Here is a 12,162-nt window from a genome sequence, read left to right on the forward strand (position 1 = left end):
GGGCGACCGCGACCGGCAGCTGGTCGCGGTGACGGCGCTGGCGGCGGCCGACCCGCTCCGCACCTCGCTCGACCCGGAGGCCGTGGCGAGCGCTGCCGAGCGGCTCGTCGCGGGGATGGTCGCGGTGCTGCCGGCGAAGTCGGAGCCCCGCGACTCGGTCAGCGACTCGATCAGCGACTCGATCACCGTCGCGACGCTTGCCGCCGACCTCTGGTCGCGGCTCTCCCCGCACCAGGCGTCCGCGCAGGCCCTGCGCACCCTCGACGCGGCACTGGTCCTGCTGCTCGACCACGATCTCGCCGTCTCGACCCTCGCGGCCCGTGCCGCCGCCTCCGCGCGCGCGACGCCCTACGCCGTCGTCGTCGCCGGCCTCGGCGCACTCGACTCTCCGCTGCACGGCAACGCCAGCCGCGCCGCGCACCGGATGCTCGCCCGCATCGCCGAGGGCGAGGAGCCCGCCCGCGTCGTCGCCGACGCCGTGGTCGGGGGAAGCGGACCGGTTCCCGGCTTCGGCCAGCCGCTCTATCCCGCCGGGGACCCACGCGCGCGCATCCTGCTCGGGCTTCTCGCCGAGGACCAGGGCGCGGAACCGGTGCTGGCGGCCGTCGACGCCCTGGCGGCGCTCATGCGCGACCGCACCGGCGCCGCGCCGAACGTCGACCTCGCCCTCGCCGCGCTCTCGCTCGCCGGCGGCATGGCCGACGATGCCGGCGAGGTCGTCGTCGCGACCGCCCGCACCATCGGCTGGATCGTGCACGCCCTCGCCGAGTACCGCGAAGCGCCGCTGCGCCTGCGCCCGGTCGGCCGCTACACCCCGCGGGGGTAGCGGCCGGCGGCGTGCACAGGTCGGCGCCGCGGACTCAGCGGCGCAGAGCCTTGCGCGCCAGCGTGTTGCCCACGAACTGGGCGAGCTGCACCAGCACCACGATCGTCAGCACGGCGACCCACGTCACCACCCAGTTGTAGCGCTGATACCCGTAGGAGATCGCGAAGTCGCCGAGTCCGCCTCCGCCCAGGCTGCCGGCGACCGCGGATAGATCCACGATCGCGACGAACACGAACGTGTAGCCCAGGATCAGCGGACCGAGCGCCTCCGGGATGAGCAGCGTGGAGATGATCCGCCAGGGGCTCGACCCCATCGCCCGCGCCGCCTCGATCACGCCGGGGTCGATGGTCACCAGGTTCTGCTCGACGATCCGGGAGATCGCGAACGTCGCTGCGATCGTCATCGGGAAGATCGCCGCCGGGGTGCCGAGGAACGTCCCCAGCACCGCCTGCGTCAGCGGCGCGACCGCCGTCATGAAGATGATGAACGGGATCGGCCGGACGAAGTTCACCAGGACGTTCAGCACCGCGGACAACACCCGGTTCTCCAGCAGCCCGCCCTGCCGCGTCGTGTACAGCAGGACGCCGAGCGCCAGCCCGAGCACGCCGCCGAGCATGAGCGTCGCGACGACCATCCAGAGCGTCTGCCCGATGGAGGTCAGGTATACCGGCCAGAGCGTCGACCAGTCCGTCACGCCGCCACCTCCTCGACCTCGGTGACCGTGCGGAGGTCCGCGATCAGCGCGTCCACCGCCGCCGGCTCGCCCAGCAGTTCGAGCGTCAGACTCCCGAACGACCGGCCCTGCAGGGCCGAGATGCCGCCGAAGACGATCTCGAACCGCACCCCGTGCCGCCCGACCGCGTCCGAGAGGACCGCGCCGAGGCGGCCGTCGTCGTGGACGCGAGCCGAGACGATCCGCCCGGCGTGCTTGCCGCGCAACCGCTCGATGTCGGACTCCGCCGGCTGATTGCGCAGCACGGTGCCGACGAAGCGCCGGGAGGTCGCGGTCTGCGGGTTCGAGAAGACGTCGAACACGGTCCCCAGCTCGATGATCCGCCCGGAGTCCAGCACGGCGACACGGTCGGCGATCGAACGGACGACCTCCATCTCGTGCGTGATCACCACGATGGTGACGCCGAGCTCCGCGTTGACCCGCTTGAGGAGCGCGAGGACGTCGGCGGTGGTCTCGGGGTCGAGCGCGCTGGTCGCCTCGTCGGCGAGCAGGATAGCCGGGTTCGTCGCGAGCGCCCGGGCGATCCCGACGCGCTGCTTCTGGCCTCCGGAGAGCTGGTCGGGGTGGGCCCACGCCTTCTCGGTCAGGCCGACGAACGCGAGCAGCTCGGCGACCCGCTGCTTCCGTCGCTCGGCGGGCCAGCCGGCGACCTTCAACGGGTACGCGATGTTCGCGAACACCGTGCGGGAGCGGAACAGGTTGAACTGCTGGAAGATCATCCCGATCCCGGCCCGCACGCCACGCAGCTCGCGCTCGCGCAGCGTGGTGAGGTCCTGGCCGTCGACGATCACCGAGCCGGAGGTCGCGTGCTCCAGCGCATTGATCAGCCGCAGCAGCGTGCTTTTGCCCGCTCCGGAGTAGCCGATGATGCCGAAGATCTCGCCACGCTCGATGGTCAGGTCGATGTCCGCGACGGCGGAGACCGCGGCGTCGCCCGAACGGAAGCTCTTGCTGACGCCGCGGAACTCGATGAGCGCGCTCACGCCTACTTCGCCGCCCTGATGCTCTTCTCGAGCGAGCGCAGGATCGCGATGAGGTCGGCCTGCGGCTTCTGCACGAGCACCGCGGTGTTCTTCGAGTCGGCCAGCACGGCCTCCTGGACGGCGGTGGTGTGGTACAGCTCGGCGATCTTCAGGTAGGTCTTGTCGTCCTTGTCCGCGGCGCGGGCGACGAACGCGTTGATGTACGGCTCGGCGGCGGAGCTCTTCGGGTCGTCCTGGAAGAGGGCCGACTTCGGGTCGATGCCGGCCGGGCCGACGAAGGTGTTGTTGATCACCGCGGCGTCCGCCGAGTCGAGCGCGGGCGCGGTCTGCGCGGCGTCGACCGGGAGCACCGTGACCTTCGACGCCGCTGCGTCGATGTCGGCGGGCGTCGAGAGCGTCGTGCCGCCGTTCCGCAGCGTCAGGAGCCCGGCCTTCTGCAGAACGAGCAGGGCACGGGCCTGGTTGGTGGGGTCGTTCGGGATGGCGACCTTCGCGCCGTCCGGGAGCGCGTCGAGCGACGCGTGCTTCTTCGAGTAGAGCGACAGCGGGACCACGTAGGTGGAGGCGATCGGCACCAGGTTCTGGCCCGACTCCACGTTGTAGTTCGCGAGGAACTGCAGGTGCTGGAACAGGTTCAGGTCGAGCTGGCCGTCGGCGAGCGCCGGGTTGGCCTGGGTGTAGTCGCGGAAGCCGACCACCTGGATGTCGATGCCCTCCTTCGCCGCCTCCCGCTTCAGGATGGGCCAGTACGGCGCGGACTGCTCGGTCGTCCCGATCTTGACGGTGACGGCCTTGCCTGCGGCATCGGCCGAGCCGCTGTTGCCCGCGCCGACGGCGGCGAACACGCCGCCTGCGATGGCGAGGACCGCCACGACGGCGATGCCGACGATCCAGGGGGTCTTCGAGCGCTGGGGCTTCTCGGGGAGCGCGGGGACGTTTCCGGGCGGGGTGGCGTCGGACATGGCTGTGCCTCTCTTGTGAAGGGGTGGGGTGTGCCGGCGGACGGTTGGCGGCACATCGAGCCTTCCAAGAGCGGATGCGGAGGGCAAAACGCGTTCCGAAATATGACGACAGAGGCCAGCCTGTCAGATTTCGGATTTTAGGTGCGAACGCTCTGGTACGGCACGGCCCGCCACGGAAGAATCGGTGGCAGGCGCGCGCGCCGGAGACCATTGGGGGGCCGCCGGCGCACGCGTGTGCTGGCTTCGCCTTACGCGGGCTGGGGCTGCGTTCTTACGCTGGCTGGGCCTGGGACTGCAGGATGCGCACCATGTTGCCCGACGGGTCGCGGAAGGCGCAGTCGCGCGGGCCCCACGGCTGGTCCTTCGGCTCCTGGAGCACCTCCGCGCCGCTGGCGCGCACCCGTTCGAACACGCCGTCGAGGTCGTCCTCGGTGCGGAACACGACATTGGTGAGCACGCCCTTGGCGACGAGCTCCTGGATGGCGTCGCCGTCGGCCTGCGAACGTCCGGCGTACGGGTCGGAGAGGACGATCTCCGTGCCTGGCCGGTCCGCGACGCCGAGGGTGATCCAGTGGTGACCGCCCGACTCGACGTCGTTCAGGACGTCCAGTCCCAGCGCGTCACGATAGAACGCGAGCGACTCCTCGGGGTTCGTGACGGTGATGTGCGAGTACTGAAGCGAAATGGTCATACCGTCACTCTAAGAAGGCCGCGGTCGCAGCGCTTCTCCATTCCTGCTCAACCCGGGATGGGCTTCGACCGCACCGGCCGGGTACGCTGCTTCGCGATGCAGTTCGGCATCGCCAGCACGGCACGGTGCTCGCGGGCGCGGTAGCTCGTGGGCGGCTCCCCCACGATCTCGGCGAACTTCGTGCTGAACGAGCCGAGCGAGGTACAGCCGACCGCCATGCACGCCTCGGTCACCGACATCCCCTCGCGCAGCAGCGCCATCGCGCGCTCGATCCGCCTGGTCATCAGATAGCTGTAGGGCGTCTCGCCGTAGACGGCGCGGAACCGGCGCGAGAAGTGCGACGGCGACATGAACGCGGACGCGGCCATCGTCGGGACGTCGAGCGGCTCGGCGTACTCGCGATCGATCTTGTCGCGCGCTCGTCGCAGGATGACGAGCTCCTCCAGTTCCTCCGGGGACACGCCTCAACCGTAACTCTCAGGCCCGCGCCTCACCAGCCGCTTCACCCGCCGCCACGGTGGCATGGTCCACCGGTCCGGGCTCGACCAGCCGGATGAACGCGCTCAGCTCGCCGACGCCGGCCGGGGTCGTCGGCAGGAACTCCGTCAGCTCGGGCGAGTGCACGAGGTACGCCGCCCACTTCGCCCGGGAGATCGCCACATTGAGCCGGTTCTTCATCAGCAGGAACGACATGCCGCGCGGCACGTCCGCGGCCGACGACGCGGCGAGGCTGACGATCGCGACGGCGGCCTCCTGGCCCTGGAATTTGTCGACCGTCCCGACGCGCACCTGCGGGAAGCCGGTCGCGTCCAGAAGCTCGCGCACCTCCGCCAGCTGCGCGTTGTACGGGGTGACGACGATGACGTCCTCCTGTGCCAGCGGCGCGTCAGAGATGCCGGCGTCGGGGTCGCTCCACGAGCGGCCGATCAGGTCGTCCACGATGCGCACGACCACCGCGGCCTCCTGCGGCGACGCGGTCGAATTGCCCAGGTGCGGCACCGGCACCGGGTGGAGGCCGGGCTCCACGCCGCCGAGCTCGCGGTCGCGGGCGCCCGGGTGCGCGTGCAGCCGGCCCTCGTACGACAGCCGGGAGACCGCCTCGGCCAGCGCGGGGTGCATCCGCCGGCTCTCGGCGAGGAAGTAGCCGAGCTCGGCCGGGAGCACGTCGTGGCCGTCGCTCACCCAGCCCAGCGCGGAGCCGTCGACCGGCTCCGGATGGCGGCCCTGGCTCACCTGCGGCAGCTGCTGCGGGTCGCCGAGCAGCAGCAGGTTGCGCGCGGCCACCCCCACCGCGACGGTCGAGGCGAGCGAGAACTGACCGGCCTCGTCGATCACGAGCAGGTCGAGGCCCCCGCGCGGGATGCGTGCGGCGTTGGCGAAGTCCCACGCCGTGCCGCCGACCACGTAGCCGCGGCCGTCGCGCTCCGCCGCGAACTCGAGGTGGCCGTTCCTGCGCAGCGCGGTGAAGCGCGGCGCCTCCGCGGCCCCGCTCGGCACCTTGCCGACGAGGTCGGCGTCGAGTCCGGTGTCCACGACGCGGTCGAGCAGGTTCTCGACCACCGCGTGCGACTGCGCGACCACGCCGACGCGCCAGCCGTGCTCGGCCACGAGCTGCGCGATCACGTACGCCCCGAGGTAGGACTTGCCGGTGCCGGGAGGCCCCTGCACCGCCAGGTAGGACGCGTCCAGATCGAGCAGGCTCGCCGTCACGGCGGCGATGCGCCCGCTCCCGTCCGCCGGTCCCTCCGGCGCGAGGCTCCCCGACCGGGTGCGCGGCGGCGTGCGGCGGAGCAGGTCGACCGTGGCGTTCGTCGGCCACCGGCCGTTCTGGCGGGCCGCGAGCAGGTCGGTGCCCCACTCGCGCACCGCCTCCGCGAGCGGACGGGTGTTCGGCGGCGCCGCCGGGGTGAGCGCCATCGGGAGCTGACGGTAGGCCTGCACGTCCTCCGGCAGCGTCTCGCGCACCAGCACGGAGCCGTCGGCGGCGACGTCGATGACGGCGACCGTGCGTACCGTGCGGGCGCCGGGCTGCGCGCGCAGGAGCCGGAAGGGTCCGGGGTACTCGTACAGCAGGAACGGCCCGGAGTTCTCGCTGACCCGCACGGCGCTGCCCGCGCCCCACTGGCCGGTGAGCAGCAGCTCGCGGCGCTCGACGCGCTGGCCCTCGTCCAGATACCAGTCGCGCACCACGCGCACGGTCTCCACGACCAGCACGTCCCTGGTGTCCGCCCACTCCTCGACCGGCTGGACGAGCCGGGAGAAGTGGCTCTGCCAGAAGCTCTTCTGCTCCCGGCGGTGGAAGTCGATCGCCGCCGCCGCCAACGCCATCGCCTCCCTGTCCGGCGTGCGGTGCGGGTCGAGCGGGTCGCCCGCGAACCCGAGCAGGCCGGCGCGCAGCGGGGACTCCTCCGGCGCGGGCTCGGGTTCCTCCATCGGGGCCGCGCCGATCGGGACGCCGTTCTCGGCCGCGCGGGCGAGCAGCCAGTCGCGCAGCCGGAGCGTGGACACGCAGTCGTAGCGGTTGTAGTCGCCGAGGGCGTCGAGCAGCGGCTGGGCCTCGTCGAAGCGGCCGAGCGCGATCAGGTCGCGCGCGTTCGCGTACTCGGTGATGGAGTCCGCGCCGTTGGTGACCTCGCTCAGGCGGAGCTCCGAGCCCATGTAGAGCGGCTCCAGCTTCTTGATCGAGTACGACCGCGAGCCGACGCGGACGGATTTGCGCACGAGCGGGTACAGGTCGACCATCACGTTGTCGCGCAGCAGGCCGTCGACCTCCTCCTCGCCGACGCCGTGCCGCGCCGACAGCGAGAGCAGGTGCGTCTGCTCGTAGGCCGCGTAGTGGTAGATGTGCATGCCGGGGTAGGCCGCCCGGCGTTCGCGGACGAAGGCCAGGAAGCGTTCGAGGGCCGCGCGCTCCTCGGCGAAGTCGTGCGCCCAGAAGGCGGTGAACCGGGCGTCCTGGTCGACCAGCCCGAACAGGTAGTCGAGGTTCCAGCGCTCGCCCGCGCCCTCGGTGTAGAGCGGGTCGCCCTCGAAGTCGAAGAAGATGTCGCCCGGGTCGGGCTCCGGCAGCACCGCCAGCACGGGCGCGTTGAAGACCCGCACCGGCGGCGGCGCGCCCTCCACGGCCTGCAGCTGGAGCGCGGCCTGCTCGCGCAGCCCGGACAGCGTGCCGTCCGGGATGCCCTCGACCGACTGCGTGGAGGCCGCGAGCGCGTCGATGGTGGTGATCCCGGCGGCCGCGAGGCGCTCGCGCTGGGTGACCCGCATCCCGGCGACCAGCAGCACATCGCGGGCGGCGGTGATCTCGGCGTCGCAGGTGTCGCAGCGGCCGCAGACGGTGAACCGGGGGTCGCCCCACGCCACCGGACCCGGGTCGGCGACATGTTCGGCGATGATCTCGAGCAGCCGGGCGCGGCGCTTGCGGTAGACCGGCTCGATGTCGGACAGCCGGTGCTGGCTGACCGAGCCGTCGCCGAGCAGGAGCTCGACCGTCTCGTCGACGTCGACGCCGGTGCGCCGGAGCTGTTCGGCGTACGCCGCGAGCTGCAGCAGCGCGGTCACGCGGGCGCTGCGGGCGAGCTTGGAGTCCTGCACCCGGTAGCGGCCGTCGGGCAGCCGCACGATGAAGTCGGCGAAGCCCACGAACGAGCCGTCGAAGAAGGTCGCCTGGAAGACGACCTCGCTCCCCCGTGCGAACGCCTCGGCCGTGCGCCGTACCGCCTCCGCGAGGGTCTCGGCCGTCAGCGACTCCGGGCGCGCGATCTCCGCGACGCCGTCGCCGAAGCGCTCCCGATAGCGCTCGAGGATGTGGTGCTCCTGCTCGTCCCCCAGCCGTGACGAGCGCACGTACATCGGATCTTCGACCTCTTCGGTCTTCTCCAGCCGGCCGAGTTTGACGTCGACCGTCCGCAGGAAGGCGAACTCGCACTTCGACGCCTCGGTCAGGTCGCTGGCGCTGGTGACGATCACTCCGTCGAGTAGGAACACACCGCTACGCTATCGGCGCCCGCCGACATCCCGCCCGCGACCGCGAGAACCGCTGCGCGGTCAGCCCTTCGCCGCCGCCTTCACCGCACGCTTGTGCTCGCGCACCTTCGTCAGCGAGTCGGCGTCGACGATGTCGGCGACCGAGCGGTAGCCGTCCGCGCCGTAATCGCCCGCAGCCTCGCGCCAGCCCGGCGCCTGGAGACCCTTCCGCTTGCCGAGCAGCGCCAGGAAGATCTTGGCCTTCTGCTCGCCGAAGCCCGGGAGCGCCTTCAACCGGCGCAGCACCTCGGCGCCGGTGGGGTCGCCCTGCGTCCAGATCGCGGCGGTGTCGCCGTCCCAGTCGGTCACGATCGCGGCGGACAGCGACTGCAGCCGGGTGGCCATCGACCCGGGGAAGCGGTGCACCGACGGCGTCTGCTTCATCACCGCGACCAGCTCGTCCGGATCGAGAGCGGCGATCCCGGCGGGATCGAGCGAGCCGAGCCGGTCGCGCAGCTTGGCGGGTCCGGTGAACGCGGTCTCCATCGCGATCTGCTGGTCGAGCATCATCCCGACGAGCAGGGCGAACGGGGACTGGTCGAGGAGGGCGTCGGCTTCGGCGTCGCCGGTGATCGTGATGGCCATTCCCTCATGCTCCCATCCGGCTCAGCCGACGAGCAACAGCACCCCGGCGACGGCGGAGAGCAGCGCGAGCACGAGGGCGACGCCGAGCAGTGCTGCGTGCACGCGCAGGAACGGCGTGGCGCGGCCCGCGGCGTCCCTGGCGCGCTGGTCCGAGCGCACCCGGGCGAAGAAGCGCGGCCAGGCGATGACGTTGAACACGGCATTGAGAAACAGGACGATGGCGGCGAAGACGGTCATGGTCCCTCCAGCGTAGGCGGAACCGGACGGCCGAACCGCTCGGCGATGAGCTCCAGCAGAGCACGGGCCGCCGCCCCCGGCCGCGGATGGACCAGCACGCTCAGCTGCCAGTCGACACCGGGCGCCAGCGGGCGCACCACCACGCCCGGCGCCGGTATGACGGTGAGCTCGGGAAGGGCGCCGACGCCGAGCCCCGCGGCGACGAAGCGCGGGATCTCGCCCAGGTCGGACACCTCCGTGTCGATCCGGCGGCCGAGTCCCGCCGCGGCGAGCGCCCGGTCGAGTGCGACGCGGTTGCCGAACCCCTCGCGTGCGTCCACCCAGCGCTCTGCGGCGAGCTCGCCGAGCGAGACGGTGTCGCAGGCCGCCAGCGGATGCCCCTCGGGCAGGACCGCGACGAAGGGCACCTCGGCCAGCGGCAGCACGATCGCCCCCGGCACCGGATCGGGCAGCCCGTAGAACGCGAGGTCCAGCCGGCCCTGGCGCACGTCGTCCGCCAGCCCGGTGGAACCGCTCGGCGACGGGCCCAGGCGCAGGTCCACTCCGGGATGACGCCGGCCGAACTCGCCCATGATGTCCGGCAGGTCGATGGAGGTCAGGTTGGTGAAGATCCCGACCCGGACCACACCGCGCAGCGGCCCGTCGCCCGCGGCGAGGTCACGCAGCCGCTCGATCGACTGGAGGCCCGCCCGCGCCTCGGCGAGCGCCGCCGCTCCGACGCCGGTCAGCGTGACCCCGTGCGCGTCGCGCTGGAACAGCCGCGCACCGAGCTCGCGCTCCAGCGCGGCGACCCCGGCCGAGACGGTGGACTGGGCGGCGAACACTCTCGCCGCCGCTCGCGTGAAGTTGAGCTCCTCGGCGACGGCGACGAAGTACTCGAGCTGGCGGGTGTCCATGCCGCCATCCTCTCGAATCGGATTACTCGATTGCAAGCATCGATTACTTTCGTTGGACACGATTGCAGCGCCGGCGCATGCTGTCACCATGACGATGCACGCCCCCACCTCCCAGCCGACCACGTCGGCCGCTCCCTCCGACCGGCGCCCCTGGCGACTGCGCCACGGCGCCGGCTTCTGGATCGTCGCCGCGGCCTTCCTCGCCGTCATGGCGTTCTCGACCATCCCCACGCCGCTGTACGCGCTGTACGCGCAGCGGGACGGTTTCCCGACCTGGGTGGTCACCGTGATCTTCGCCGCGTACGCCGTCGGCGTGATCGCGAGCCTGTTCCTGATCGGCCACCTGAGCGACTGGGCGGGACGCCGCCGGATGGTGCTGGTCGCGATCGCCCTGGAGATCGTGGCGGCGGCGCTCTTCCTGCTCTGGAACGACGTGAGCGGCCTGATCGTCGCCCGCCTGATCTCCGGCGTCGGCGTCGGCGCGCTCACAGCGAGCGCCACCGCGCACCTCGGCGAGCTGCGGTCGGTCGCCCGCCCGGCGGAGGGACCGCGCCTGGCCGGGACGGTCTCCACGGTCGTCAACACCGGAGGCCTCGCCCTCGGGCCGCTCATCGGCGGCGTCTTCGCCCAGTTCCTCCCTGCTCCGCTGCTGCTGCCGTACGCCGTGTTCCTGGTGATCCTCGCCCTCGCGGCGGCCGCGGTCGCCCTGGTTCCCGAGACGGTGGAACGCGCGGAGGAGCGCCCCGCCTACCGGCCACAGCGGATCTCGCTGCCCGCGGCCTCCCGTGGGGCGTTCTCGGCCGCTGCCGCCGCCGCCTTCGCCGGCTTCGCGGTGTTCGGGCTGTTCACGTCTCTCGCGCCGAGCGTGCTGGCCGGGACCTTCCACGTGGCGTCGCACCTGGTGGCCGGGGCGGTGCCGTTCTCGGTGTTCGCGGCGTCCGCGCTCTCGCAGATCGTGTTCGCGCCGCTGCGGTCACGCACCCAGCTCGTCGTCGCGGTCGTCCTCGTCGCGGTCGGGCTCGGCGGTCTGGCGGTCGGGGTGCTCGGCGGCTCGCTGCCGGTCTTCCTGATCGCCGGGGTGCTGGCCGGCGCGGGAGTGGGGCTGCTCTTCCGGGCCGCCATCCTCGTGGCCGGCTCGCTCGCCGCACCCGAGCGTCGCGGCGAGGTGCTCGCGGCGATCTTCCTCATCGCCTACATCGGCCTGGCGCTTCCCGTGCTGCTGGTGGGCGTCGCCCTCATCATCTGGCCGCTCGTCCCGGTGCTGGTCGGCTTCGTGACGATCATCGGCGTGCTGGCGGTCGTCGCCACGCTGCGGATGCTCCCGACGGCCGGTTGAGCCCGGCCCGCCGCGGCGACCGCCTCGTCAGGACGCCGCGACCAGCTGCACGCGGAGCGAGTCGACGCGGGTGGCGATCGCGTCGTCGGCGGCCCAGCGCTGGGCGAGCCGCGACAGGATGGCGTTCAGCTCCTCGGCCGTGAGGCCCGCCGCGAGGGTGAGCCGCACCACCAGCTCGTCGCCGGCGAGGCGGTGACCGGGGTCACCCGCCACCAGCTGGACGTCGTGCACGCCGAGCTCGGAGCCGATCGAAGCCCGGAACGCCTCCACGACGACCGGATCGCGCTCGCTCGGCAGCCACGGCTGCCCCTGGGCGAGCGCCCACACGGCCGGACGTCGGAGCACGAACTCGGTCTCCGAGGTGGGGTCGAGCACCAGCAGCTCGGTCTCCTCCGAGACCGCGGCTAGCGCGGCGCGCGGGCCGGCCGCCGGCACCGGCCGCGCGGCCGGATTCCAGGCCTGCATCGCCGTGACCGACGAGAACACCGGCAGGACGCGCCGCCCGTCCGGGGCCGCGACCGTGACGATGGACAGCTCCTGCGTCTTGTCGATCGCGAGCCTGGCGTCGCTGGTGCCTTCCTCCCCGAGCTCGGCGACCAACGGGATGAGCAGGCGCACCACGCGCACGGCGTCCACCACGGCCTCGGCGCCGACCTCACCGGCCCGGAACGCCGCGAGCGCGCCGAGCAGTTCGGGAGGCGCGGAGCCGTCGTCGTCGCCGAACGGGTTGTCGTCGAACTCCCGCCCCTCCCACGGCTGGCCCGCTGAGTCCCCGGCGGAGGCCGTGAAGCCGGCGAGCGTCGCAGCGAACCCGGCCAGCCGCCCGGCGCCCGTCTCGGACGGGCCGAGGTGGTGGGCCGCGGACGCGCCGCGCTCGGCGCCGGCCC

General features: G+C 72.5%; 12 protein-coding genes. 2 read left to right on the forward strand and 10 right to left on the reverse strand.

The features are described 5' to 3' along the window. The coding region (locus AC3A3H_RS00510) for a citrate/2-methylcitrate synthase (RefSeq protein ID WP_487612574.1) at positions 1 to 826 on the forward strand (826 nt) is incomplete at its 5' end. Between the two features lie 34 nt (positions 827 to 860). On the opposite strand, the gene AC3A3H_RS00515 is transcribed toward AC3A3H_RS00510, so the two are convergent. The 9 genes from AC3A3H_RS00515 to AC3A3H_RS00555 form a co-directional block, all read right to left on the reverse strand. Next, positions 861 to 1,520 (reverse strand): methionine ABC transporter permease, encoded by a 660-nt coding sequence (locus AC3A3H_RS00515; protein WP_487612575.1) that lies wholly within the window; start codon positions 1,518 to 1,520, stop codon positions 861 to 863. Then, positions 1,517 to 2,542: a methionine ABC transporter ATP-binding protein gene (locus AC3A3H_RS00520; protein ID WP_487612576.1), complete on the reverse strand. Its 1,026-nt coding sequence runs from the start codon at positions 2,540 to 2,542 to the stop codon at positions 1,517 to 1,519. The genes AC3A3H_RS00515 and AC3A3H_RS00520 overlap by 4 nt, the downstream gene beginning before the upstream one ends. A gap of 2 nt (positions 2,543 to 2,544) precedes the next feature. Then, on the reverse strand, positions 2,545 to 3,504 hold the full coding sequence (locus tag AC3A3H_RS00525) for a MetQ/NlpA family ABC transporter substrate-binding protein (protein ID WP_487612577.1): 960 nt from the start codon (positions 3,502 to 3,504) through the stop codon (positions 2,545 to 2,547). 271 nt (positions 3,505 to 3,775) lie between these two features. After that, entirely contained in the window at positions 3,776 to 4,195 is a 420-nt protein-coding gene (locus tag AC3A3H_RS00530; RefSeq protein ID WP_487612578.1) for a VOC family protein, read from the reverse strand. Positions 4,196 to 4,242: 47 nt separating this feature from the next. Then, positions 4,243 to 4,656 carry a helix-turn-helix transcriptional regulator gene (locus AC3A3H_RS00535; RefSeq protein ID WP_487612579.1) on the reverse strand — a complete coding sequence of 138 codons (414 nt, stop codon included), beginning with the start codon at positions 4,654 to 4,656 and terminating at the stop codon, positions 4,243 to 4,245. A 16-nt stretch (positions 4,657 to 4,672) separates the two neighbouring features. Then, positions 4,673 to 8,182, reverse strand: coding sequence for a TM0106 family RecB-like putative nuclease (locus tag AC3A3H_RS00540; RefSeq protein ID WP_487612580.1), 3,510 nt, complete (start codon positions 8,180 to 8,182; stop codon positions 4,673 to 4,675). A gap of 60 nt (positions 8,183 to 8,242) precedes the next feature. Beyond that, on the reverse strand, positions 8,243 to 8,806 hold the full coding sequence (locus AC3A3H_RS00545) for an HhH-GPD-type base excision DNA repair protein (RefSeq protein ID WP_487612581.1): 564 nt from the start codon (positions 8,804 to 8,806) through the stop codon (positions 8,243 to 8,245). 21 nt (positions 8,807 to 8,827) lie between these two features. Then, complete coding sequence (locus AC3A3H_RS00550) at positions 8,828 to 9,043, reverse strand: SCO4848 family membrane protein (protein ID WP_487612582.1); 216 nt, start codon at positions 9,041 to 9,043, stop codon at positions 8,828 to 8,830. Continuing rightward, the gene (locus tag AC3A3H_RS00555; protein WP_487612583.1) at positions 9,040 to 9,939 is read right to left on the reverse strand and encodes a LysR family transcriptional regulator; all 900 of its coding nucleotides are present in this window, start codon (positions 9,937 to 9,939) and stop codon (positions 9,040 to 9,042) included. The genes AC3A3H_RS00550 and AC3A3H_RS00555 overlap by 4 nt, the downstream gene beginning before the upstream one ends. An 88-nt stretch (positions 9,940 to 10,027) precedes the next feature. Here AC3A3H_RS00555 and AC3A3H_RS00560 point away from each other — a divergent pair, with 88 nt between their 5' ends. Continuing rightward, positions 10,028 to 11,275, forward strand: coding sequence for an MFS transporter (locus AC3A3H_RS00560; protein WP_487612584.1), 1,248 nt, complete (start codon positions 10,028 to 10,030; stop codon positions 11,273 to 11,275). Between the two features lie 27 nt (positions 11,276 to 11,302). Here the strand turns inward: AC3A3H_RS00560 and AC3A3H_RS00565 are convergent, their stop codons facing one another. Beyond that, positions 11,303 to 12,094, reverse strand: coding sequence for an SseB family protein (locus tag AC3A3H_RS00565; protein WP_487612585.1), 792 nt, complete (start codon positions 12,092 to 12,094; stop codon positions 11,303 to 11,305). Positions 12,095 to 12,162 lie beyond the last annotated feature (68 nt).

The sequence above is a fragment of the Leifsonia sp. Soil_N53 genome (assembly GCF_057655165.1).

What these genes read in the sequence shown, in the direction of transcription:
- AC3A3H_RS00525 (WP_487612577.1), bottom strand. Translation starts at nt 3,504, where the DNA reads ATGTCCGACGCCACCCCGCCCGGAAACGTCCCCGCGCTCCCCGAGAAG.
- AC3A3H_RS00530 (WP_487612578.1), bottom strand. Translation starts at nt 4,195, where the DNA reads ATGACCATTTCGCTTCAGTACTCGCACATCACCGTCACGAACCCCGAG.
- AC3A3H_RS00545 (WP_487612581.1), bottom strand. Translation starts at nt 8,806, where the DNA reads ATGGCCATCACGATCACCGGCGACGCCGAAGCCGACGCCCTCCTCGAC.
- AC3A3H_RS00550 (WP_487612582.1), bottom strand. Translation starts at nt 9,043, where the DNA reads ATGACCGTCTTCGCCGCCATCGTCCTGTTTCTCAATGCCGTGTTCAAC.
- AC3A3H_RS00555 (WP_487612583.1), bottom strand. Translation starts at nt 9,939, where the DNA reads ATGGACACCCGCCAGCTCGAGTACTTCGTCGCCGTCGCCGAGGAGCTC.
- AC3A3H_RS00560 (WP_487612584.1), top strand. Translation starts at nt 10,028, where the DNA reads ATGACGATGCACGCCCCCACCTCCCAGCCGACCACGTCGGCCGCTCCC.